Source organism: Thermopirellula anaerolimosa, from assembly GCF_054657335.1.
Genome location: NZ_BAAHYX010000006.1, coordinates 538023 through 563530, shown reverse-complemented (window position 1 = coordinate 563530; position 25508 = coordinate 538023). Strand labels below are relative to the sequence as shown.

Here is a 25508-nt window from a genome sequence, read left to right as displayed (position 1 = left end):
TAGGTCTGTGGGCGAAGTAGCGTGCGCCTACCAGTAAGAGCGATAGACTGGGCGGACGTCTCGTTCATAGTAAGGACGCCGGCGGCTGGTCCGCCAACTACGGCGGCGTCGATAGGCCCGATCGTAGAATCCGCTCAACCACCTCATGCTTTGCACGAAGAGGATGAGCAATCCAACCAACCCCAAGAGGGTTTCTATGCCGATGCCCGATGAATCGCCGGGCGGCGAAGAGGAGGCGGTGGGGTTTGTGCCGGATGATGAGTTCCCGGTCGCGGCACCGCTTGGGTGCGACGTCTGAGACGGGGTGTCGGACTCCGAAGTGACTGTCGTCGGAATGGCCGCGGTCCTGGATTCGGACGTTACCGGAGCATTCTCTTGCCGCGAGGTGTAACCGGTGTAGTCGGAACGATCATCTTGCCCGCCGTATCGAGCTGAACTTGTCGCTCCGGAACTCGCCTTGCCTCCTGAAGTGGACGACGAGTAGTCGTCGGTTGACGGACGCGGCGATGCGTAGCCCGAGTTCGAGTCTCGCGAAGCGGCGCTACTCGTTGTTGAATTGCGATCGCCCCGCTTATCGCGTTCGCGCGTGGCGCCGGAGTCGAGATCGTATGCGGAGGACGGTGTGCCGTAGGCCGGCTTTGTCCGCTCGCCCTCGCGTCCTTCGTAAGATTCGCCAGTCGTGCCATAGCCGTAAGCACGAGCGCCGTCGCCGTTCTTCATGCCGCCGTAGTCGGTGCTGGTTCGCTCAGATTCGGCCCGCCCTGTGTAGGAACTTCTTTCGTTGGAGTAGCCGTAGGAACTTGACTCGTCGCTCCTACCGCCCGAGGTGTACGCCGTGCCTGAAGACTTATCTCTGGTGTCGTCATATCCGTACCCCCTCATTCCGTGTCGCTCCTGGGAGGACTGCGGGCCTTGCGAGTTGCTAGAGCCGTCGGAAGCAGAGCGGGCGGTTTGCGAAGCGTAGCCGGAGGCGTTGCCGTAATCGTACTCGGTGCCGTCGTCATAATCTTCGGCGTCGCCGCCATAGCCGTACTTCGAATCTCGGTAATCCGAGGAATCGTAACCAGAGCGGCTGTTTGGTGTGACGGACGATCCGCCGGAATAGCGGTTTGTGTCTTCGCTGGGAATGGGGCGAGCGTCGGAAGTGCCTCGGGATCCGGAATCGGGAATGCGCGTCGAAAAGCTCTCCGACGTACGCTCCGTAGACCCGCTGCGCGATCCGCTTCCGCCGATGCTGGCCGTTATTCCGCTGGAAGAAGGGTTGCGTTGAGATTCCGAACTGCTTTCCCTGTCATAATCCCAAGTACGATCCGCGAGATCACTAGTATAAGGTTTCCCGCCTGCTCGGCTTTCCGCGGTTGAGCTTCGTTCCGCATATCTTCCACCGGAATCGGCATAAGAGGAGGAACCGTACGGAGTCGAGTACCGTCCGGAATCACCGTTACTTCCATTGGCGCTACCGCTTGCTAAGCCGCCGCCGGAGCGATGGTCGGTGAAGTCGCGTTGGTCTTGGTATCCCCGAGAATATGGTGGTTCACGGGATTCGTTGGTGGGAAGGTAACGATCCGCTTGCGAACCGCTCTGAGCGATATCGCCTTCCGAGGAACTCCTGCCGTATTGAGAAGAACCGGACGCTCCTCCCGGTGCATAGCTCTGGTAACCGTACCGCGACGAGGACGAGTCTCGTTGGGTGTCGCCGGGACTAGACGAACCGGAGACATTGCCGGCCCCGTAGGGCGCCCCCCCGGAAGATGCGAGGTTGCCGGTAGATCTGTCGTTGCCTCTCGACGAGTCGCCGTAAGCCGTCTTGCCCCTGTAGTCGGTGCCATCGAGATAGGAATAGCTGCTACCGGATGATTGCGAGGGAGTGTATGAGGTAGGACCGCTCGAATTGCCGGCCAAGCCTTCGTTTGCTTGATAGGTCTTCGTGCCGGGAATCGTCGACGCCGTGGATGTCCCGTACCCGTAGCCGGCGATACCGTTTCCATTGGTATTTCCATTGGCATTGGCGTTGGTGCCGGAATAGCCTCCGGCTGAACCCGGTCGCCACTGGATATCGCCCTTTCCGGCGGAAGACTGGGCAAGGGAGGTTGCGGCGGAAGTGCTTCCCGAGCCTGTTTTCGCGGGGTTATTCCCCCAAGCTCCGGCGCCGTTCGAGCCTGATGCCCCTAAAGTGCCCGCATACGTCGAGGAGGTGGCACCGTTAGCTGCCGATTGGCCGGCGATCCCGTAGGAACCGTACGTCCCGTAGCTCGAGCCTGTCGTACCGCCCGGCAGGGTGGATGCGGCAACCGCAGTCAGCGGAATCGATTCGGAAACGGGGGAAGTTGCCGCACCTTTGGCTCGTCCGGAGTTCACGCTAATGTTTTCGAGCGGTGGAGTCCCGCCGATCGGGGAATTCGGTGCAGCAGTGGTTAGAGCGGATGTTTCGCCCGGATTCAGCGTCGGCGGTCCGGCGGCGAGCAGTTGCGGGGACACGCCTTGCGGGATCGGTAACTGGTAGAATGTCTCCTTCAAGGGAGCAAGAAACTCGCGGACCCTGCCGCAATAGGCCCCCATAGTCTCGGATCCTCCCGACCCGAAAAGTACGCCCGCCAACTCGCCGCGAGAATTGAAGATGGGGCCGCCCGAATCTCCTTGCCGGGCGCTCGCACGCAATTCCACGAGCTCTTTGGGAAGGTTGAGCGTGGGAGACAGGTACTGTGTACAGATCCCTTTGACGGTTCGGTATGCCCCTTGTCCGTATCCAGCGATGGCCAACCACTCACCGGGCCGGGGAGCTTCGCGGGCGATGGCTACGGGCGTGGCACGCGGTCGCCAAATGGCCAGCGCCGCCAGGTCCCAATCGCGGTCCGTTTTCAGTACGGTGGCGGGCGACGCGAAGCCGTCGGGGAATAAGACCAGGATGGAACCGCCCCGGGCGTCTCGCACCACATGCCAATTCGTCACAACCAGCCCGTGCGCGTCGCTCACCGCGACCAACGTACCAGTCCCTAATGAGGCACCTTTCAGATCGAGGGCGATGATTCGGGCGACCGCGGGATGAGGCGGTTCGGGGGGCGCGGAGACACTCCAAGGCCAAGCGGCGGCGATGCCGAATAGACTCGCCGTCCACGCCAGGGGCGCCATTACCCTTGGGATCAGTCGTGTTCCGCGCTGCCGAAGACGCACAGGGTGGACATCCCGATCATGCTGCGTCGAAATGCTTTCGAAACGATGCTGTCGGACTCGGGACCGCCTTGCCGGTCCCGGTGTGACGCCGGTATCGCTGACGAATGCGACGTAAGGCTTGATCCGAGAAAAATCGCCGCCGGGCGACAGTCACGGCTGCCGAGGGTTGACGGAAACCGTTGGATTGCCGGCGCGGGTGCGTCGCCATTCACGTGTCAACCGAGCCTGATGCCGCCGACTAACGATACGCCAACGGGTGCAATCCTTGCGGCATCCATGCTCCTCCACGACCGTGAGCGGAGGATAAGAGATTCCTTTCGTGGTGGGAGAGGCACACGGTGCCTCTTCATCTATTCTTCGACCGGGGAGCCTGCGGAGGCGAAGATTCCGTCGCGCGTTGTCACAATGGGAACCGCCGAAAATCCTTCGAGGACTGCTGTGATCCGTGCTTTCGGCAAATGCCGACCGGGATGCCCGAGGCCGAATTGCGGATCCGGCACCAATGAGCGTCGCAATTGCCGGTCAAGCCGACGCGGTTCCTGTCGAAGCGATAGAGGGGACTCGGTTGGGCCGCACGCATGTGGACTCGCGGCGGTGCCAAAGTTTTTCCGGAGAATCCGCAGAAGATGGTCGTCAGAAAAACGAGACGGCCGCAAGTCCAACGGGGACTCGCGACCGTTTCGTGAAGGAGGTGGGAGCTTGAAAGTTCGTTCCGGCGATTCGCCGCCGACGGAATTCCGGTTTGCCGGTCCGGCGTTCGCAGAAAATCTTCAACGCTTGGAGAACTGCGTGCCACGCCGCGCTCCGCGCAGGCCGTATTTCTTGCGTTCCTTCTTTCGCGCGTCAAAGGTCAGAAGCCCGGCGTCCCGAAGCGGTTTTACCACTTCGGGATCCAGTTTGGCCAGTGCGCGAGCGATTCCCAACCCGGCGGCGTCTGCTTGACCGGAAACTCCACCGCCGCGAACGCGAATGATGACATCGTATTGTTCGCGTCGTCCCACAACATCCAGGGGGCGAATGACCGCCCGTTGACACAATTCCACGGGGAAGTATTCTTCGAAGGGGCGATCGTTGACCACGATCCGGCCCTCGCCCGGGCGGATGCGAACTCTCGCCACCGCGGTGGCCTTGCGGCGACCGGTTCCCACGAAGTCGTTTGCGCCACTGCCTGGAATCAATTTCGATGCCATAGTCCGCCGGTTATCCCCAAAAAGCCTTGCCGCGGTCTAAAAACTTCGCAAACCTTGAATCGTCGCAACCTCAGTCTTGCCGATCTCGCCGGAATAAGCGACCGTTGTCATGTCCTGCACGTAGAGGCGACACCACGCTTCAGCGGTTACTTCACGATTTCTAGGAGTTTCGCCCAATCAGCGGACGACCCGATCCGCCGGTACCTTTGCGGCCCAATTCCAAAGGCTCAGGCTGCTGCGCCTGATGCGGGTGCTCCGGACCGACGTACACCTTGAGCTTATTGAGCATCTTGCGGGCAAGCCGATTCTTCGGCAGCATACGCCGAACGGCTTCCGTCAGGATCGCCGCCGGGTTCTTCTCAAGTCGCTCTTCCGCGGTTTCGGAACGCAAACCCGGGTAGCCCGTGTACCATGTATACCGTTTCTGCTGCCACTTCTTGCCCGTGAAAACGACCTTTTCCACGTTGGTGACGACGACGAAATCGCCGGTGTCCACATGGGGGGTATAGGTCGGCCGATGCTTGCCCATTAGGATCATGGCAATATCGGAAGCCAAGCGTCCGACCACTTTTCCCTCGGCGTCAACCACGAACCATTTCGGCCGCACGGTGGCCGGCTTGGCCAAGTAGGTCTTGATGAGGGCCGGTTTCTTTTTCATTGTAATAGCTCGACACTCGGGCAAACGGATTGCCAAGGAGGGGGAAAACGGTAAACTTGTGATTCACACAAACGCAATTTCCACCCACTCCGGTTGAAGGCGTACCTTCCCGGATTTGATTCGAAAATACCAATTTAGAGAACAATGCCCTACGACACAAGTGGGGCGGGGCGAGGCGTGAGCGTTCGGGCAACCCAGGGCAATCCGTCGGGAAAGAATGAAACGGTCGTCGGCCGAAGGCCTTCAGGACGACCGGAATCGCCGCCCATTCCGCAGTCGCCGTGGAATAAGCCGCTGGTTCCCGTCTTTTCCGCGTTGGTACTGGGTATTATCCTCGACGCGGCAGTCGTTCGCCGCATCCCGTTCCGTTTGCCGGTATACCAAGCGGGGCAGTGGCTTGCTGTATACACATTGTTGGGGTGTCTGCTTCTTCTATTGTGGGGTGTTTTCCTGCGGGCACAACGGCTTGCCACGGCCGGTTTTTCGCTTTGGCTCTCGATGGTTCTCTTGGGGGCCGCCCTCTATGATCTTTACGCTAACGTTTTCCTTCCGGATGAGATCGGCCGGTATGCCCTTCCCGAAACCAAGTCGGGGGCGGACATGGAAGCGGGATTAGCCGACGTTTCTTCCGGGTATGAGGCAGACCGAATCGAAGACCCCGTCGCTGCCGCGACTTGCATGGAGGCGGTGCTTACGGCGATTCCGGAAGTCATTTCCCCCGTCCAGCCAAGCGGATATCCTTTCCCGATTCGATGGGAGGAATACCCGACGACGATTTTGCGATGCAACGTGTCCGCCGTACGGGACGGTACGATTTGGCGGTCGGCATCCGGCAAAAGTTACATTTATGTCACGGGAGTGACGCCGAGGCTCTTGCCGGGAGATCGAGTTCGTCTTACAGGGCGAATCGTGCAACCCAAAGAGTCGGCCAATCCGGGGGAATTCGATCTGCGAAGCCATCGCCGAGCGGATCGAGTCCTCGCGGAGGTATATGGCACTTTCGCGGAGGGCGTCCATACGGTTCGGCGAGGAACCCTCTGGGATCCGCGACGGTGCTTGGCGGTCGTTCGCGTCGCCGCCGCCGATGCTATTGATCGGCACGTCTCGCCGCGGAATGCGGCATTGGCCAAGGCTTTGTTACTCGGAATGAGTCGGGAGGTAGATGATGAGTTCCGGGAACAATTGCTGAGGACGGGGACGCTCCATTTGCTCGCCATTTCGGGGTTGCATGTGGGCATTTTCGCCGGTGTGGTGGTCTTCGCGCTTCGCCGGTTGCAAGTTCGGCCGCGTGCGCGATACCTGGCCGCAATAGCCGCCGTGGCGGCCTACCTTGCCGTGAGCGGCGGACGCCCTCCCACCGTCAGGGCAGCGGTCATCTTGGCCACCTATTTTTTCGGCAAAGCGATTTTGCGGCGGTCTTCCGGGTGGAATTCTCTGGCCTTCGCCGGGATCGTGGTGTTGGCCTGCAATCCCGCCGACCTTTTTCGAATCGGCCCGCAATTGTCTTTTCTCAGCGCGGCGGTGCTGATTGCTTTGGGACCGAGAATCATTGTCAGCGAATCCGCGGATCCGCTGGAAAGGCTGATCTTCGAGTCCCGTCCGCGATGGCAGCGTTTCTTGTTGGGACTTGGGAGAGTTGCGGGGCAATCCTTCGTCATCAGCGCCGTCTTGTGTACGGTGACCGCCCCGCTGGTCATGGCGCGCTTTCACATCGTTGCGCCGATGGGGATGATTCTCACGCCGCTGGTGCTGCCGCCCCTTTCGGTCACCCTGGTCGCCGGATTTCTGTTGATGCTGCTCGGTCCGTGGTGCCAACCGTTGGGGTGGATTTTCGGGGCGGCGTGCAACGCGATGCTGGACGCAATTCGCCTGGTGGTTGGGTTCGGTGATGCGGTTCCGTACGGATCGCTGTGGCTTCCCGGACCTCCCGATTGGTGGCTGATCGGTTTGTATGCCGTTTGCGGCGCGGGATTGTTCGTGATGCACCCGCGCTTCGGCAAGGGAGTTCTCTCAGCAGTTCTGGTTTCGTGGACGTTGCTGCTCTTCTCCTACGAATTCGCCGTCTTGCGGAAATCTCGCGGAGTGTTGGAATGCACGGTGTTATCGGTGGGGCATGGGGCGGCGATCCCGATTCATCTGCCAGACGGCAGGACGCTGCTGTACGACGCTGGGAGACTATTGGGAGATCGAGCGGCGGCGAAGACCGTCGCGAATTACTTGTGGTACCGACGAGTCACCCACATCGACGCCGTCGTCCTTTCGCACGCCGATCTGGACCATTACAACGCCGTACCCAAGCTGATGGAGTACTTCTCGATCGGAACCGTCTATGTTGAACCCCACATGACCGAATCGAGGGAACCGTACGTGCGAGAATTGATCGCAGCGGTCCGTCGCAAAGGCATTCCGCTGAAAACATTGGCGGAGGGGTGGCAGGCTCGATCTACGGAGGGCGTCCGTATCTCAGTGCTGCATCCGCCCGAGGGTTGGCCTGAAAGGGAGGACAATGCGCGCAGTTTGGTTTTGCGATTGCAATGCGGTGGCGAAGTTCTGCTACTGACCGGCGATCTGGACGGTCGAGGGGTCGATCGCATTCTTGAACATTCCGAGGCGGTTTGCTCGGTGCTGGTTGCGCCGCATCACGGCAGCAGTCATGGGAACCCGCCGGCGTTGGCGGAGCGCTTGCGCCCGCGAGTCGTGGTGATGAGCAACGCCCGACCGCCGGCGCGTACCGTGGCGGCAAGCTATCGCGCGGCAGGCTCCGTAATTTACGAAACGCGGCGGGATGGGGCGGTGACGATCGTTCTAGACGCCGGCCGGGCGAAAATCCGTTCCTTCCACGCAGGCCGCGGCCTCACCGGGACCGAGCCATCATTCCCTCAACGAGATGTCGCCGACGAGATTACCCGATAGATAGCGGCAAAGCGGCGCGGTCCGGTGCGCGACGGCACCTCCGTTTGCCGTCAGGCCGCGGTCACTGGATCAATTGCGCCTCGACCTTGGCGATTTCGCGATTGGCGAACTCGTCGGTGAGAAACCACTCTTGGTACAATCGCTCGATCTGCCGCAGGTAGGTATCGACCTGCGACTTCTGCAAGGTCGGCTTCACGTCCTTGGGACGCATCTCGTCGGGAATAGGAGGACGAATGCGTTCGGCGGGCGGTTGATAGTTGGGATTGTAAACCAGCAGCGGAAGCGTGTCGGCGGGTAAGAGGTGACGCCACAGGAAGGCCTGCATCCGGTCCTCGCAGGGAACCGCCTCGCGGCTGATTTCCTGCTCGCCCACTTTCGCTTTGCCGACGACCGTGACGTTCACCGGCGCTTCCATTTCATCGAGCGAAGTCTTTATGCCTAAGGAAACGACCTCTTTCCCGGCGGGTATGGTCGCGCCGGGAGATTCCAGACCTGGGGGAATATCCTTGAAGCTTAGGGCGATCGGGCCGTCGAACCCGTCTTTGCGCAGGGCGTAGACCGTCGCGGCAACGGACGCTTTGCTGCGGAGGATGACACGCGACGGGACGACTCGAAGTTCGAAATCGGGACGCGGCGGGCTGATTCGCAGTCGATAGGCGAACTCCTTGCCGGATTGACGCCGGGTATCGCCCAAGTGAACGTAGTATTTGCCGTCGGCGGGGAGTTGCACCATGAGGTACGAGTCGGCGTGGTCGGTTTTCAGGCCGGACGCCGCATCGAAGTGATCGTCATTGACGCCCAACACCTTGCCGTCGGCGGTGGTAACCTTGAGGAAGGAGTCCAGCGGAGACCCCAGGCGTCGCGCTAACACCTCCGCGACGACGGTTTCACCGGCACGGCCTTCCACCTCGAACACGTCCCAGTCGCCGGGTTTGTCCATGCGTCCGTTGACGATGATCGGCAGCGTCACTTTTTGAGCGTCGGCCACGCCGTCGTTGCCTTCTTGATCGAGGCATTCCGGCAAGGTATCCAGAGCGAAAGGCACGGGATTCGAGACATAGGTCCCTTTAGTCGCCGTGAGGAAATGAATTCCGGGAGCGGCATCCTGGGGCGGCGGAGAGATCGCGGCGTCCTCCAGATTCCAACCGCTCATTTCGAGTTGGACGGGCTCGCCCAGCCGACCTCCCAGCGGAAAAACGTCGGTGAGGTACGGCAGTTCACCGATGGTGACGCGGTAAACGAAGCTCTCTCGCCCGCGGAAAAGGGCATCGGTGATGCTCAAGACGTATTCGCCGTCCTCGGGCACCTCGAAGTAGATCACCGGGTCGGGATGAAAGCGGAAATCGTCGGCGAAGGCCATCTCTCGACCGTTGGCATCGCACAACCGAAGGATCGGCTGAAACCAACCGGGCACGGCGTCGGCCACGTACGGAATCAGGTCCCTCGCCTTCACGGAGATCACCAATCGCTGGCCTTTAGCAGCCAGGAAGCGGTAGCGGTTGACTTCGCCGGCGGCGACCTGGCCGTTCATCGTGCAAGGCAACGTGATTTGCAATTCCTCCTCCTCGGGCGGGCGCTTCCGCTGAGCCTGCCATTCCTTGCCAAGCACCTGCTTTTGGGACGTCTTCATGGGCTTGCGGGCGACTTCAGGGACCTGATCCACGAAGAACGGAAGGGGGTTGGAAACGCCGCGTTTGGTCACGACTCGGATTTCGCGGCGACCCGGCTTAGCGTCGGGATCGATCGTGACCTCGACAAATACCAGTTCCGTGTGGGCCTGCACGGCGGGGAATCGCTCGTCTTCCGCGAAAATCCTCTCGATTCTCTCGATCAACTTCTGCTTTGCCGCCTCTTTTTCGGAGAGTGTTTCGCCGCCGTTCGCGCCGGCGTTCACCAATTGCGGCAGGGTCGTCGGGCCGATGGGGGCCGGGAATTCGTACCAGGTCATTTTGGCGACCATGCCGTCGTCGACCGTGGTTTCCTTCTTTTTCAGTTCCGCCAACTGCTGACGGAGCAAGGCCATCTCCTGATTGTCGTAGACGGGATAGTAGTCCACCAATCGGGCGGAAATGCCCTCGCCGCTAATCACGACGCCGGTCGGATAGAGCAGGGCTTGGCCTCCCAACCTCACGGAAAAAGTCGTTCCTTGCTGTCCCCCGGCGGGATAGACATAACCGATGTATTGATTCTGCGCGAGGGTCGAAGAAGCGAAAGACACGAACGACGCGAGCAGCGCGAGCAATCCCGCCGCAAATCGGTGGAAAGCCTTCATGGAATCTCTCCCCATGGCGAATCATCGATACGAGCGATCGTCCGGCGGTTGCCATCCGCCGGATCGATCGCAAAAGGCTCGGCTAAAGCCGCAATTGCAGGAAGGGATCAATCCTCCGTCACAGCAATTCATCCAGCAGACCGGCCGATTTCATCCCCTCCTTTTCGGCATCCAAAACGCGGGCTTCGAAACCCATCGGGTGAGGAAGGATCGCTCCGGCATCGATGCCGGCCAGGAGGTAGAAAGTACCCAGTAGGTCCGCCGGATAGACGGGCCGCTCAGCGACGTTCTCGCCTTTCTCGTCCGATTTGCCAAGGACTCGACCGCCCGCGAAACCGCCTCCCGCCACAAGGACGGTGAAGACGTTTCCGAAATGATGTCGGCCTCCGTTCCACGGCGGTTCCCAAGATACCTTCGGCGTGCGTCCGAATTCCCCCGTGCACCATACGAGCGTGGTTTCCAGCAGACCGCGGTCGTGAAGGTCTTGGAGAAGGGTCGCCAAGCCTTGGTCGAGTTGCGGGCATTGGCGCCGCATGGTGGTAAAGTGATTGGAGTGCGTGTCCCATCCGCCGGGAAAGCTGATGGTCACGTAGGGTACCCCAGCTTGGACCATCCGCCGCGCGGCCAAGCATTCCTGCCCGAATGTGTTCCGTCCGTAACGGTCCCTCAACTCGGCCGGTTCGTTGCTCAGGTCGAAAACATCTCGGCCGGACCCCAGAATCAAACCGTAGGCCTTTTCCCTCGCGGCCTCGGCCTCGGCGATGTCGGCGGCGTCGGCTAGACCATGTCCCAGCAAATTGACTTTATCCAGGAGTTCTCGACGTGCCTTTTGCCGCTGATCGGTGACGCCTCGATTGACGATACCCTGGACTTCAAAACGATCGGCGTTGGGGTCGCCGCCCGTGGCGAAAGGCTTGTACGCCGGGCCGAGAAAGCCCTCTTCGGAAAACCTGCCCGCCGCTTGCAGCATGACGATATACGGCGGAAGAAGCCCCTTGTATTCCTCGCGTTTGAAGTAGGCGAATACCGCGCCCACGCTCGGATAGGCCAAACGATCGCCCGGCTTGTGACCGGTTTGCATCAAATAGGCCGCCGTCTCGTGTCCGTTGTTGCCGTGGGTCATGCTCCGGATCAGGGAGAACTTGTCGGCCTGCTTGGCGAGGTACGGAAACAGGGAACCGAGTTGAATTCCCTCGACATTCGTGGGGATCACCTTGTCGAATTGGCCCAAATAGTCGTAACCGGTGCCGGGTTTGGGGTCCCAGGTGTCGTTGTGCGACATTCCTCCCCAGAGAAAGATTTGGATAACCGACTTGATACCCTTCTTGGTCTTGGCCTTTTCCTTCGCTGCGTTATCGTGGGCCGTCTTTTCATCGGCGGCTTTCTGCTCAGGACTGGGTTGTGCCTCGACGGCGAACGCTAGGCGGTTCAACTCCCGGAATTGGGCCGCCGCGAAAACCCCCGCCGCTCCCCACGCACCGCGCTGCAACACCCGTCGTCGTGAAATCCGCGAGCGATTGTTCGGTTCGTGACGCTGAGCCATGAGTTGGGTCCTCCCCAAAACGCCTTGGCGAACGGAAAAACGGCACCGTGCCGTTAACGAGTCGGAACGTGGAATCCTTCAATGCTTCAAAAGGAACTCGGGGCTGTTGATCAGCGCCCACGCCAAATCGATCCAAGCATCGCGGCCTTTGGCGACCCCGAGCTTGATATACTCATCCATGGCTTGAACCTCATCGTCGGTCGGAAACCGCGAGAGGATGGTCAAGTAAAGCCGCTCCGTGATTTCCTTGGTGCCGCCGCCCGCCGCGATCAATGCCGCCAATTTCGGGCCGTTTTGGAGCTTGTTCTGGATGGCGCCGGAATTGAGCATGTACAGCCACTGCGGCGACGCCAATTCGTTGACCCGCTCGTTCTCCATGCCGGTGGCGCGCGCCGAGCGACCGAACAAGGTGAGGAAAGAACTGGAGATGCTGCCGTCGGCGATGGTAACCGCTCTCATATCTTTGGGAATGTAAGTGAACGGTTCCGGCACGGCACTCGTGTAAAGGTCCGATCCGCCCGTGATTTGGTCCAAGGTGTCGGCCAGCACCTCGGCTTCCACGCGGCGCATGATGTACGATGCGAAATTTGCCATGCCTTCCGTCCCCTGATAATGCGGGATCGGCGAGAGTTGGTAAGTGGTGGAGGAGAAGATGAGGCGTTTGAGGTGCTTCAGGTCGAAGCCGCTGGAGGTCAGTTCCTGTTCGAGATAGGCCAAGAGTTCGGGATTGGCGGGCGGGTTGTCGTCGCGGATGTCGTCCGGTTCATGGATGATGCCCCGCCCCATGGCCCAAGCCCAGGTGCGATTGGCAATCGTCTTGGCGAACCACGGGTTCTCCGGCCGAATGAGCCAATCGGCAAACACCTCGCGCGGGTCGCGGTCCGGCGCTAGCGTGGTCTTGGTGCCGTCGGGAAAGACGGCCTCTTGCGGGCCGTTTTCCGCGAGCGGTTCCGGCAGGGCTTTCGGGACGGTGTTGGTGGCCGTCACCGCGGCGGCGACCGAGTCTAAACCCGCCGCCGTGCTGCCCGAAATCGCCGTCGTTTTCAGGGGATCCCAGAAGACGATCTCTTCCTTCCATTCGCTGGTCGGCTTGAATCCCACCTGGGAAAAGAACACGGCCATATTGGCGCGGCGCTCCTCCGGCCAAAAGTCGATGCGAGTGCCCATGAAGGCCAAAGCTACGGCGGAGGCGATACCTTCCGGCGTTCGCTCCGAAATGGCTCGATAGAAGTTGACGGGGCCGACACGAAAATTGCTTCCGCTCGAGGTCAACAGTTCCCTCGCGAAGCGGTCATAGGGCTTGTTCTGTGCCAACGACTCCCAGATCCAGCGGTAATAGGCCTGCGCGGCGTTGGGCCAAAGTTTTACGGGGAACTCGGCCTTCACTCGAAAGATGTCGCTCCATCGCATGGCCCAGTAATCGGCGTGACGCGTGTCGCCGAGCAATCGCTCGACCAGGGCCGCACGCTTGTTCTTGTCCGTGCTTTCGATGAAGGCCTTGGCTTCCTCCGCCGTGGGCAGTTCGCCGATGATATCCAGGTAGGCCCGACGTACGAAGACGGCGTCGGAGCACAAGACCGGTTGGATGCCCAGGGATTGGAGTTTGGCGAAAACGATTTCGTCGATGCGGTTGGTCGGCGTGGGCGGTTCCGAGCTTTCCATCAAAGCCGCGATTCGCCGAGACGCGGACAGGCGATACAGATGGATTCGGGCCTGATCGACCAAGGCGGCCTTCTGATCGGACGCTTGCTTCGCGGCAACGTATTCCGCGCGGCGCTTGTCGGCCTCCTCTTTCAGGGGCGGAACCAATGCCTCGGCCTCTTGGGCGGCCTTTTCATCCGCCTCGAAGGTCTGCTTGGCCTCGGCGATGCGCTTTTTGAGGTTTTCCAATTCATCTTCGGCGGTCTTTTTTCGCGTTTCGGCCTGCGACAATCGTTGAGCGGCGGCGGAAGCCTTCGTAGCGGCGGCTGCAAGGTTCTTGGCGGCCGGGTCCAGCGCGGCCTTGGCCTCGTTGGCGGCCTTGCGCTTCGCCGCGGCGTCTTCCGCGGTTTGCTTGGCGACCGCCTGTAGCCGGATCCATTCTTGGGCCGCGTCACGGATCTCCTGCGGCACATTGGCATCGGCGGGCGGTTCCGCCTTTGCGGCGGCAAGAATGGCGTCCGCGAGTTTCCTCTTCTCCTCCGCCGTCTTTGCCGCTTCCTGCGCTGCGGCTTCGGCCGTCTGAACCGCCGCGGATGCGGCCTCCAGTTGTTTCGCCAGGTTGGCCAACGTGGATTCGGCCATGGCCTTTTGTTGGGTGGGACGGGCCAGTTTTTGAGTCAAGGCTTCCACCCGCTGTTGAGCCTCGCGCTGCGCCGCTTCCGCTTCGCTCAATGCAGATTTGGCTTGCTCGGCCGCCGTGCGCTTGGCCTGGGCCTCGGCTGCGACGTTCTTTTTCTCCTCGTCCGATTTCGCGGCGTCCTCGACCGCTTGCTTAGCGATTTGCTCGGCTTCCTGCGCCGCTTTCTCCGCCTGGGCCGCGGCCTCCTTGGCGGCGGCGACACGGTTCGTGGCGGCTGCCAACGCTTCTTCCAGCGGCTTTTTCTCGGCCTCCAGTTCGGCTATCTTGGCCGCTGCCGCGTCCAACTGCTTTTGGAAGCTCTGTTGAAGCTGTTGCAAGCGGGCCAGCGCCATCTTGGCCGAGTCGGCCGCCCGGCGGAGAGCGTTCGCACGGTCGGCAGCCTTTTTGGCCTCGATTTCATGTTTGTCGGCGGCTTCCGCAGCCTGCTTGGCCGCAGCCTCGGCCTCCTTGGCCGCTTTCTCCGCCGCATTGTAAGCGTCTTGCAAAGGCTGAGCGACGGCTCGTGCCTCGGCGAGGGCTTGGTCCAGCGGCGGTTTGGCCTCCGAGGCTTCGGCCAGTTCCTTCTCGGCGGCAGCCAGATTCTCCTCCGCGCGTTTTAGTTCCTGCACGCCCGGCTCACCGGACAGGTCCTTGGCCTCCGTGGCTCTTCGTCGCTTCTCGTTGGCGGTCCGACTTGCCGCAGCGAATGCGGCATCGGCCTTCTGCATCGCCTCGCGCAGGGGTACCAAAGCCGCCTCCGCTTCACGCGCCGCTTGTACGGCCGCTTCGTAAGCCGCCTTGGCCTGGGCGACTTCATCTGCGGGAGTCGCGGCGGCCTCCTCCGCCGCGGTTCTGCCGATTAGACATGAACTTGCTATTAAGCACGTCATTGCCGAAATTGCCGCGACGGACAAGATGGTTCTGCGGTTCATCGTGAATCACCTCTCAGGGCTGCGAAACGAGTTTGCCGCCGGCGGTGCTGCGATCAGGAAATTCAAGACGGGCGCAATTACCGGTTGCTCCGTGAACGAATGAAAAAGGCCTTCGGCGCTCCGCTTGGCTAGCGGTGCCGCTTTGGCGGGGCGGTGCGAGGGACGGACATGTCGGGTTGTCGTCATGGGATCGACGACCAAGTTGTTAGGCAGGTGACGGGGAAGGCAATCGTATCATGGGTTGTTCGATTCGCCGGCAGGGCGGCCTGGGAGCCAAATACATTATGGTACGCGCGCCCTCCCCTCGCAACAGTTCACTGCGACGATTCCGAACTTTTTCCTAACCTACGACTTCGACGCCATGTTCTGCCTCGCCGGGCGAAAAGACTCCGTGCCCCAAGGGGACGCGGCGACTTCCCACTCCGGCGGTTCGGCCTCGTTGCGGTCGAGTCGAAAGGGCGTTAAGTCATGTTTTTGGAAGGCCGCACGGAATGGCGCCGTTGGCCGGCGCTCCCTGCTTCGCTTCGCGGCGAGAGTACGGTTGCGGTTAAGGAATGCGACGAGGACACGTGGGTCGCCGGAGCGTCCGTAGGCCCAAATCATAACGTTTTATGATCGGATGTTCATCCACGGTAATGCGCGACACCCGCCGCACTTAATTCTCAACTTCTGCTGCGTGCCGTGCGTGTGCATTCTTGGGGTCCTGTGTGGCGCAAATTACATAGGGTTCGCAGATGCTCCAAATTCGCATTGACGTCGCCGGGCAAAATGCGTACGATCAACCGGTTCACAGTAGGATCCGGAATCGGGCGACCTGAGCCATATCCGCTTTCCGAAGGGCTTGTAAGGTCCGCGGATCGATAAGCTTATTCGGTGCCCTGGCCGATACATGAAATAGGCGCGATCGTCCGCGCTCTCTCCATCAAAAGATCGCCGTTTGCTCATGGAACCGAGCAACTCCCACGGGTAAGGGAATGCCATGCCAACGAAGAAGGTCGAATCCGGGCGGCATACCGCTTGGTGGGTGCTGACCTGTCTGCTTCTTACTTCCGGGTGTACGTCCACGCACGCCGACCGCGGAGCACTGCTGGGGGGGCTTTTGGGAGCGGGAACCGGCGCGGTAGTGGGCAACGCCGTCGGGAGCACGGCGGCGGGCGCGGCCTTGGGGGCCGGTGTGGGGGCGATCGCCGGGGCCGCCATCGGCGACAGCTTGGACGAAATCGAGGCCCAAAACCGTGCGGCCATTGCCCAGCAACTGGGGCGAGAACTCCAGCCCGGCAGGGTGACCTACGACGACGTCATTGCGATGACCAAGGCCGGGGTCGCCGAGGAGCTGATCCTGACCCACATTCGCAACAACGGCATGGTCTATCCGCCGGGGGTCGATGAGATCATTCGATTGCAGCAGGAAGGCGTCAGCACGGCCGTCATCAAGGCCATGCAGGAACCTCCGCGGCGACCCGCGAGTTCAACGCCCTCCACCGTGGTAATACGAGAACCGGCTCCGCCGGTCGTCGTCCACGAATACCACGACTATTGGTGGGGACCGCCCGTCTATCGCCGATATCACTACCACCGACCGCCGCCGCCCGGCGTCAGTTTCGGGGTGACGATTCGCGATTGAGGTCGTTGCAAATCGCCCGGGATGTTCGTCAAAGGCTCGACGGACCGAAGATCACGTTTCATCAACCACGCGGGTCCGCAGGCCCCGATTGCGGCTTCATTTCGGCGAAGAGTCGTTTGAGTCCTCGCGGCTTCCGCGTTCGGCCTCTTCCATTTCGCGAATCGTGACGTTGCTTTCCAGGGATCGCCGCGGATCCTTTTTACCTTCCCCCGGGGAGGGTGGAATGATCTGCTTGATGATCACGTCGTCGAATTCCACGGTTCCGGCACCCAGGTAGGCGTAGAGCATCACGCGTCCCCATCGCGGTGTGTATTGCGTGTGCCGCGGGGTAAAATCCTCGGTGTGCACGTTCCATGTATTTGTTGGGCCTTTCAGATTCTGCTGGCTGCGGTAGCACTCACGCATCTGATCCCAATTGACCGCGGAGGCCGAACCGGACCGAGTAGCCGCTTGCGACGGATTTCTTGCGGGCGCGCCGCGGGTTGGGGGCGTAGCAGGGTTGCGGCGTTCGCCGGGCGAAGCAGGTGTCCCTCCCGCTCGGGCGTACTCGCTCGGCATCTCGTCATAGCACTTGATAAATACTTTGGGGCTGGGACCGGTAGTTCGCCAGCGACATTGAAAGCGATACGTGGCCCCCTCTTGGACCTGAAACGGCAGGCTGTAATACATTACCCCCGTCGTGTCGCCCACATCCGCGCCGAAGGTAAATCGAATGACATGGTTCTTGGGGTCGGTCGAATCCGGCACCCAGGCGACCAGTCTTCCCAAGGGCTGCCGGTCTTGCCCGCCCGTTGATTCCCAACCGACGGGGACGCCGCGGACCGCTCGTTCAAAGTCGCCGCCCAGAATCAGGTTCGGATTTTTTTCCCAATTTTCCTCAGCGATGGGGTCGGCCGGTCGCGGTCCTGAAGCGGGACGCTCGTACAGGGCGTTGAGCATCTCCTGGACGTACAGATGGGGGATTTCCGAGACGGAATTGGTTCGGGCCGACTTTTCGTAGATGACCCGGGGGTTTTGGGCATCGGAAAAGTCCACGCACTTGATGACCAAATCGTAGATTTCTCCGGAGGCGCCGGGAGCCCGTTCCACCGAACCCCAAATGGCAATGTCGGCTTGAAAGTCCTCGCGGACGATTTTTGCCATGCGTTCCAACGGGGTATCTGCTGAAATCCGCAGCCCATTCATCTCGCAATAGTCACGCACGTCGGCCATGGCACCGGGGATGATGAACCCGCCTTCCTTCTTCAGTTTCTGCCACAGCATGTCCCCCACGATTTGGCCGTAGCGTCCGCGATCGAATTGAGATTCGAAGTCGAACGGAATCACGACTTTTTGGGCGGAAGCGACGGAGGACATGCCCCAGATCGCGATACCCATGAAAAGGATCGTCTGCGTTGCGCTACGGAACATGGCATCCTCATTGGCAGTGAGAGTCAAGGGCATCATGGGACGCGACGGAGCGACCGGCGAAGGGCAAACTTCGCGAGCGTCGTCCTCGCCTCGCTCGGCAATGCGGATCACCGCCGCGTCGATCCATCAGGGAGCGGCGGATTCCGGAGTCGCTGCGACGCTTTCTCCGTTCATCAGGCGGCGATAGTAACCTCGCACCAAATCTTCCCAACCCGGCGGAGTTGGGTCTTGGGCGCTACCGAGGATTTCCTTTTGGACATCGGTGGGGAGGTTGGCGCTGGCGTCCTGTCTTACCTCGAATTCGCCGCCCACATATTGCTTCTGCGAGGCAAGCGATTCCAGGACAACCTCGCGTTTCCGCAATGCGTTTTGGTATCGTCCGGCCAAGAGATCGCGCTCGACCTCGGCCATCAGATCGATCAGTCTCTGCATGTCGGTGCGGTGATAGTTCATCACCTGCATTTGGGCATCGATCGCTTCGGCCTTGTTACGCAACTCGGCCTGTTTGCCAGCCAAACGCTGCAATTCTCGGGGACCGTGGCCCGGAGGCGTGGGACCCTCCAACCCTTGCCCGCCTTGTCCGCTTTCCTTGCCTCCCCCGGTGGCGCCGCCGGTTGGGTCCTTGCTGTGATCCTTGATCTGCCCCTGCATGTACGGGTCGGCGGTGAGACGACTGGGCGTCTTGCGTCCGCCTTTACCGACCGCTTCATCACTCACGAATTCGCCGCTGGATTTGCCGCTACGTCCTTCTCCGGAACGCCCTCCGATCTCGCTCGTGTTGGGGAGGCGATTCCCGGTGACGCCTTTCGCGCTCATGTTCGAAATCGGACCATCCGCCGCGTCCCAACCTGCTCCTTTATCCAGGGAGTCGGCCGCGCTGGAGGAAACGTCCTCCATCTCATCGAAAAGGTCTTCCTCTTCTTCCATGAGTTCACCGATAAGGTCCTCCAATTGGCCCGGCAATTCGGCCATGGGGGCTTCCTTGTCGGCGTCGGTGAGAGATTCTTCCTGACTCCACCGCTCGCGATCGGGGGTGTCGGGCAACCATTTCTCCAAATTGCTCGTGATCTCCTCCGCCATTTCGTAGCCCAATTGTTCGAGCGGTACGGCGATGTCGGCGGACTTTTTGAGCAGGGCGTCCTCGGCCATTTTCAGTTCGGTTTGAATCTCCACCAACTCTTGGCACATGCTGGCCGAAGAGAAATCCTGTTCCGGCAACTTGCTCAGATCGCTGTGCGCCTCGGCCATGAAGCGAGACCAGTCGTCCTGAACCTCCGCCAATTCCTTGAGCTTTTGCTCGTCCTCTTCCGTAAAGTCTTCGACCGGCTTTTTCGCCAATTCCTCCGAGGCTTCGATCACCTTCCTCTGTTGTTCCAGGAATTCTTGTAGCTTGCTTTGGATCTCTTCGAGTTTCTTCTGTACGTCGTTGGGAAGATCCCCGCCGGGACGCTTCTGGGCTTCAGCCAGCAATTCTGTTTGCGCCTGTCGGGCCAGATCGAGCAACTTTCGCAGCGTCTCGATGATGCGATCTTGCAGCGAGGTCAATTCTCCGTAGGGCTTGGATTCCCCGGCGGACGTTGCCCGAAGCAAGGCGTCGCTCGTTTGGACCGCCGCCAACATTTCGTTGACGGCCAAGTTGTTGAGCACACGCTTGAAGGCGAGTCGCTCGGCTGAGTCGGTGTCCTTGATGGTCGCGGCGATTTCCTGCGTGCCCGACTGGACGGCGATCTGTTTCGCGCGGACATCCTTGAGGGCGGCCTGTGCGGCTTGCAAGTCCGGTGCGGCGGCATCTTGCAGCGCCGCCATGGTCGCCCGGGCGCGAATCTGCGTCTCCAAAATGCGAAATACGGCCGAACGAAGGCTTTCCAGATCTTTCAGTGCGGCGGCGGTTTTTTCCTCGCCCGCGACTATCTTCACGGCGTGCCAAGGTCCGACCGTCACTTGCGGGCGAAGGTCCAATCCCCACTTGGCCAAGTTGCGTTTGTCCGCCGCCACGGCGCGAATCAACACGGTCTGCCCGGCGCGGAACTTCTCAGGCTCCAAGGCGAAAGAATGCTCCATCAAGACCGTTGTAGTGCCCTCGAACGTCGTCCATGAGTGCAGGCGGACCACATCCTTGTCGTCCGTGGATGCCTGAGCGTCCGTCGAATTCTCCCCGCCGTCCGTGGCAGAGGGCCCGTCGCCGGACTGCTCTTGGACCTTCATTTCCAATCGAATCTCACCGACCGCGTAGTCGTCCGCGGCGCGGACCTTGACGGCGATCGTCTCACCCGGCGAAGCCGAAGTCTGCCGGACCGGTTTGAGGATCTCCACGGCGGGAGGACGATCGGGAACCACGCTGACGCGGTTGGTCCGCGGATTGGGGTCGGTAAGCCCGGCGGCGTTTTGCAAGGCCACGGTGAAGTTGCCGTCCTTGAGCATGGGAATTTTGACGACGAACGCCCGCCCGCCGTCCTCGACGCTGCCCACCAAGACCTGACCGTCCACCGTCACTCGCCCGCCGGACACCGCGGCGCTCGGCATCACTCTCAAGACGGCCTCGCTATACTGCGGCGCCCGCAGGTCGAGCGTACGCTGCCGATACGTGTCGGAGGGGCGTCCCATGTAGGCCGGGTAGTTGTAAGTGACCTCGACCTCTTGCGGCGCGGGGACCTCGGTGATCCCGACGCGGTACACGGAAGATTGCGTGTCGCCGATTTCTAAGCGGTATTGCAACGGTTTGAGCACGGCGGGAATCGTGCAAACATACGCGTTGCCTTCCTTTTCGGCGGCCATGGGAATCTTTTGCTCGGGCTCTCCTTCCGGCGCTACGAAGAGGAATCCCGGATACGGTCCTTGGCCGGGCATCGAAATTTTGGCCGCCACTCTGACGGTCGAACCGGCAAAGACCTCGCAATTGCCGGGTTCCACCGACAGTATCCGTACGCGTCCCACCGACGGCACGAATTGCCAGGGCTGAAGCAAGCGGCTTGCGGCCGAACTCCAGTTCGGCAAGAGCAATCCCATGACGATGCTGATCAAGATTAGCGTGACAAGGACTCCGCTCCATTCCAAGAAGTCGCGGGAGGTTTGCATGCAGTAGCGAAAACGTTCCCACCGCGTACGGCGAAAGGGAGTCTCTTCCAACCGGACGCTGTTGGCCCGCGAAACTGCTTGGTGAACTGCGGCCAGGCAAAAGGCCGGGTTGTCCTGCCGCGTGTCGCTCGCAAGTTGCAGGATGTTGATGAGACTGCTTTCCAGTTCCGGAAATTCCAGTTCCACCCGGCGGGCGGTCGCCTCCAGGGTGCGATGACCTCGCGAGGCGCGCCGGACCGCCCACACCAACGCCCCGAGGCTCACGGCGACCCAACAGAGAAAGGCCCCCAGCAACACCGACTGAGGAAAGCGGAAGACGGCATCCGCCAGCATGAATACGAGGAATAGCCCCAGCGATAGCGAGGCCGCGGTAGCCAGGCTGCTGAGGAGGGTGAAAATCCACCACTGTTGTCGCAGGGAGTCCAACCTGCGGACCACACTTTCGGCGGCGGGCGACATGGCATCCCCCATCTGTTCCGGAAAAGGGCAAAGGCCTGACGACCGAGCGTCACCTATTGCTATGTATTATTGTCTCCCGGAGTCCCGGGGGCAGTCAATGGATTTTCGCGAGTCGGTCCCCCTCACAGGGACGACGAGAAAAGCTAGTCCACTGCGGCCCGAACAACGTAAACCTGGGGCTGAGCCGAGAATATCCGGAGACCGTCTTCGGTAAGCGTGGTCGGGACGGGAGTACCCTGGATATCGACGATCTTCAGCTTGGAGAACTTCTCGGGAATTCGCAGGCGAATGGGTTGAGTCGTTTGGGGAATCAACTTCGCCTCCATCGATCTTTCGTCCCATCGGATCGACACGAGTACGTTGCCGCGTGCACGCAGGCCCTCCACGCTGCCCGATCGCCAAGCGTCCGGCAAGGCGGGCAAGAGCGAGATTTCTCCGCTATGGGATTGCAGAAGCATTTGGACGATGCCCATCGTGCCGCCGAAATTTCCGTCGATCTGAAAGGGTGGGCAACTGTCGAACATATTCGGCAGCGTGCTTTGCGTGATCAGCTCAGCGAAGAGTCTATGAGCGCGGTTTCCATCCGCCAATCGTGCCCACAAGCTGATCTTCCAGGCCTTGCTCCAACCTGTTCCGCCGTCGCCGCGGAATTCGAGCGATTGACGCGCCGCGCGACACAACTCGGGGGTGCCTCGCAGCGTAATTTCCTCTCCCGGAAAAACGCCCCAAAGGTGAGAAACGTGCCGATGTTTGTTGTTGGGGTCGTCCTTATCATCGAGCCACTCTTGAAGTTGCCCGTGCTTGCCGATCCGATTCGGCGCGATGCGGGCACGGGTTTCCAAAAGCTGTTGCCGGAACTCGGGATCGACGTCGAGGATTTCGGCGGCCTTTGCGGTGGAGGCGAATAAGTAACGAAGGATCTGGTGGTCCATGGTCGGTCCCATGACCAGGCCGCCTTGCTCGGGTGAATTGGATGGTCCTGAGATCAGCCAATGCTCGGGCGACCGGGGATCCTCGATCAAATAGTGCAGAAAGAACTCGCAGGCTTTCTTCATCAAGGGATAGGCGCGTCGAGCCAGAAACTCGCGATCTTGGGTGAACTCATAGTGCCACCAAAGGTGCTGGCACAACCACGCTCCGCCGGTCGGCCAGATGCCGTGATTCGCGGCGTTGATGGGGGCGGTCCCCCGCCAGAGATCGAAGTTGTGATGGAGAACCCAACCGGGAGCCCCGTAGTGGACCTGGGCGGTCTTAGCTCCGGTCACGGCCAATTCTTCGAGCGCGGCGAAGAGCGGTTCGACGCACTCCGACAGATTGCAAACCTCGGCGGGCCAGTAGTTCATCTCCACGTTGATGTTGGTCGTATACTTCGAGTCCCAGGGCGGCCTGAGGCTTTCGTTCCAGATTCCTTGAAGATTCGCCGGTTGACTGCCCGGACGACTGGACGAGATCAGAAGATATCGTCCGAATTGAAAATACAGAGCGGCCAATTGCGGATCGTCTTGTCTGCCGAAATCGCGGATGCGTTGGTCGGTGGGCTGCTCGGCGGCATCGGTTCGCGGCAACTCGAATCGCACGCGATCGAACAGACCGCGGTAGTCGTCCAAGTGTCGGGCAAGGAGTTGATCGTACGACTGCGCGGCGGCCTTCTCCACGATTTCTAGGCAACGCTCCGCGGGGTTGCCGCTCACGTCGTCGAAGGCCAGGTAGTTGGTCGCCGCCGTCAATAGAATCGTCACCGTGTCGGCCCCGATCACTCGGACCATGCCATTTTCGGAGGTGACGGAGCCGCCTTCCGGCAACACTGCGGCCTGAACCTCGAACCGGATTGCGCTTGGGAGGCGTTCGTCCGTGCCCTTGTTGAAGTAATCCGCCACTTTACCCCTCAAAACGATCCGGTCGTTTGCCGCCTGAACCTCGTGTTCTTGATGAGGCGTTGTCAACGAAGCGGTGAATGCGATCGAACCGGGCTTGTCGCCGGTGAGGCGGACAACGATCACTTGGTCGGGGTAGCTTGCAAAAACGGTCTGCGTGAAGAAAACGTCCTCTTTTCGATACGCGGTCACCGCCAGCGCGGCGGAGAGGTCCAACTCTCGGCGGTACGCGGCGACTTGACCGCCGTCGCCAAAATCCAGTTCAAGGTCGCAACATGGCTGATAGGCCATTTGGCGGAGGGGAATGCTCATGAAGTGCTCGGCGGCCAAGGCGGTGGCCTCCTCTTGCTTGCCCTCGAACAGCAAGCGACGAATCTCGGGGAGGTATCTCACGGCACCGGGATGCGAGTAGTCGTGCGGAGAGCCGACCCAGACCGTGTCTTCGTTTACCTGAATCCGTTCGCGAGCGGTGTTGCCGAAGACCATGGCGCCGAGTCGGCCATTGCCGATCGGCAGCGCCTCAGTCCACTTGTCGGCCGGTCGCTCGTACCACAACTTGAGCGATTCCGATGCGGCGAGCACCTTGGTGGCCCCGTCCACGCATCCAAGCATTCCGACGATCGCGCCCAAAAGGGCCGCCGTTACGGTAATGAAATGCGGTTTGATCCTCATTCGCAGATCCTTTCGTCGCGGTCGCACTCTTTGAGACTGCCTGTAATCGACCTTGGGTAACGCGAAACGTCACGAGACAGGACTACATGATTCAGTCGTTGGCGTACGATCTTGTTCCCAATGTGGAGCATTCAGGCCGGGACGCCCAGCGCAAAGGGAACGACGCCGCCGGACCCCATGATACGTGCCTGCGGTCGCCTATGCCACGCTACGGTTCGTGCGAATTTGGAAGAGTGTGGCGCCGATTTGCGTCGCCTGGCGGATAGAGAGGGCAGGGGAGTCGGCGCATGCCGGCAAAAGGAATTCCCCCAACGTCGCCGGAACCCCGAGAATCGCGGCGCCCTGTAAATCGCCCTGGGGCCGAAGTGAAGAGCGACAAAGTCGCGGCACAACCGTCGCGGCCCCGACCCCGAAGGAGCAATGAGTTGCAAGAGTAGAAACGTGACAACCAAAAAATCGGCCGAGCGGTTAAACACCGCCCGACCGTATTCTAATACCCCCTAGGGGAGTCGCAAGGATATTGAGGATCGAGAAGATTCCAGCCAAGGGGCCGGCCGGGATACGATTCCGCCAACAGCGAATCCACCCAGATATAGGTACAGCCCCCGGGAAATTCCGGGCGGAGGGGGCGACGTGGTTCGTGTGGCCGATACACACGGCCGCGTAATTGCCGGTCTCCTCGATGCGCCGATTGCAGTTGCGGGCGATGCGTTCCAAGGCGTCCCGGTCGTAGGTGACGGGCGTGCCGTCGCGGAGGCGTGTGCTGTGTTCCGCGAACACGATCACCCCCGGCTTGGTGACGAACTTATCCCGGGGAAACGGGTCATCGGTGGATCGGTTTTCCGGTTTTGCATCCGCGATCGTCATGACGATAATATAAGCGGTGGGTTTTCCAAAATGCCGCCACGGGATTTAGCCGGCACACCAAAAGTTCCGGAGGTTGGCGCCGTGAAACTCTCGGCTCTTCTGAACCCTCTCAAGCGGCTGGCGCACCGTGTCTTCCTGGCCTATGCCCACTATCGCTGGCGGCGCTGGCGCCGCCCCTGGCGGTTTTATGAAGGCCGGTGGTACGTGGTGGTCCGAGATAGGGACATGCACAAGGAAAAGGTGAAGGTCATCACCTGGTGCTGCCCCGACACAGGAGACATCGAGTCAATCTGTATTCCGGTTCCGGGCCATGACTATTCAGACTACGTACCGTTTGAGGATCGAATCCCGGATTCTGTCTACTTTCCCCTTATGCTGGGAACATCTCCCCCTCCCGATGAACCAGACGACGTTCCACCAAGAACCGACGTATGGTTTGCCTTTGAGTGCGAAAAATCCGAGGACTGATCCAATACAAGGCCAGCAACGCGGCAAATGCCTCCTGACGGTTTCTTAGAATGGCCTCTT

Annotated in this window: 12 protein-coding genes; 3 read left to right on the top strand and 9 right to left on the bottom strand. The window is 60.7% G+C overall.

Going from position 1 to position 25508, the window contains the following annotated elements:
* Positions 1-27 precede the first annotated feature (27 nt).
* From ACYQ6J_RS08230 to rplM, 3 genes are all read right to left on the bottom strand, one after another.
* On the bottom strand, positions 28-3129 hold the full coding sequence (locus ACYQ6J_RS08230; protein WP_460183704.1) for a trypsin-like peptidase domain-containing protein: 3102 nt from the start codon (positions 3127-3129) through the stop codon (positions 28-30).
* An 812-nt stretch (positions 3130-3941) separates the two neighbouring features.
* On the bottom strand, positions 3942-4361 hold the full coding sequence (gene rpsI, locus ACYQ6J_RS08225; protein ID WP_460183703.1) for a 30S ribosomal protein S9: 420 nt from the start codon (positions 4359-4361) through the stop codon (positions 3942-3944).
* A gap of 160 nt (positions 4362-4521) precedes the next feature.
* Positions 4522-5019 carry a 50S ribosomal protein L13 gene (gene rplM, locus ACYQ6J_RS08220; RefSeq protein WP_460183702.1) on the bottom strand — a complete coding sequence of 166 codons (498 nt, stop codon included), beginning with the start codon at positions 5017-5019 and terminating at the stop codon, positions 4522-4524.
* A gap of 177 nt (positions 5020-5196) precedes the next feature.
* Here rplM and ACYQ6J_RS08215 point away from each other — a divergent pair, with 177 nt between their 5' ends.
* Positions 5197-7932 carry a ComEC/Rec2 family competence protein gene (locus tag ACYQ6J_RS08215; RefSeq protein WP_460183701.1) on the top strand — a complete coding sequence of 912 codons (2736 nt, stop codon included), beginning with the start codon at positions 5197-5199 and terminating at the stop codon, positions 7930-7932.
* A gap of 61 nt (positions 7933-7993) precedes the next feature.
* Here the strand turns inward: ACYQ6J_RS08215 and ACYQ6J_RS08210 are convergent, their stop codons facing one another.
* The 3 genes from ACYQ6J_RS08210 to ACYQ6J_RS08200 form a co-directional block, all read right to left on the bottom strand.
* Positions 7994-10204 carry a hypothetical protein gene (locus ACYQ6J_RS08210; RefSeq protein ID WP_460183700.1) on the bottom strand — a complete coding sequence of 737 codons (2211 nt, stop codon included), beginning with the start codon at positions 10202-10204 and terminating at the stop codon, positions 7994-7996.
* A gap of 118 nt (positions 10205-10322) precedes the next feature.
* Positions 10323-11747 carry a DUF1501 domain-containing protein gene (locus ACYQ6J_RS08205; RefSeq protein ID WP_460183699.1) on the bottom strand — a complete coding sequence of 475 codons (1425 nt, stop codon included), beginning with the start codon at positions 11745-11747 and terminating at the stop codon, positions 10323-10325.
* A 78-nt stretch (positions 11748-11825) separates the two neighbouring features.
* On the bottom strand, positions 11826-14999 hold the full coding sequence (locus ACYQ6J_RS08200; protein WP_460183698.1) for a DUF1553 domain-containing protein: 3174 nt from the start codon (positions 14997-14999) through the stop codon (positions 11826-11828).
* Between the two features lie 979 nt (positions 15000-15978).
* Here ACYQ6J_RS08200 and ACYQ6J_RS08195 point away from each other — a divergent pair.
* Positions 15979-16623 carry a YMGG-like glycine zipper-containing protein gene (locus ACYQ6J_RS08195; RefSeq protein WP_460183697.1) on the top strand — a complete coding sequence of 215 codons (645 nt, stop codon included), beginning with the start codon at positions 15979-15981 and terminating at the stop codon, positions 16621-16623.
* 96 nt (positions 16624-16719) lie between these two features.
* On the opposite strand, the gene ACYQ6J_RS08190 is transcribed toward ACYQ6J_RS08195, so the two are convergent.
* From ACYQ6J_RS08190 to ACYQ6J_RS08180, 3 genes are all read right to left on the bottom strand, one after another.
* Positions 16720-18033, bottom strand: coding sequence for a hypothetical protein (locus tag ACYQ6J_RS08190; RefSeq protein ID WP_460183696.1), 1314 nt, complete (start codon positions 18031-18033; stop codon positions 16720-16722).
* 126 nt (positions 18034-18159) lie between these two features.
* Complete coding sequence (locus tag ACYQ6J_RS08185) at positions 18160-21579, bottom strand: coiled-coil domain-containing protein (protein ID WP_460183695.1); 3420 nt, start codon at positions 21577-21579, stop codon at positions 18160-18162.
* Positions 21580-21710: 131 nt separating this feature from the next.
* On the bottom strand, positions 21711-24113 hold the full coding sequence (locus tag ACYQ6J_RS08180; RefSeq protein ID WP_460183694.1) for a glycoside hydrolase family 95 protein: 2403 nt from the start codon (positions 24111-24113) through the stop codon (positions 21711-21713).
* A 633-nt stretch (positions 24114-24746) separates the two neighbouring features.
* Between ACYQ6J_RS08180 and ACYQ6J_RS08175 the strand changes: the two genes are divergently transcribed.
* Positions 24747-25448, top strand: coding sequence for a hypothetical protein (locus tag ACYQ6J_RS08175; RefSeq protein WP_460183693.1), 702 nt, complete (start codon positions 24747-24749; stop codon positions 25446-25448).
* The last annotated feature ends 60 nt before the right edge of the window (positions 25449-25508 follow it).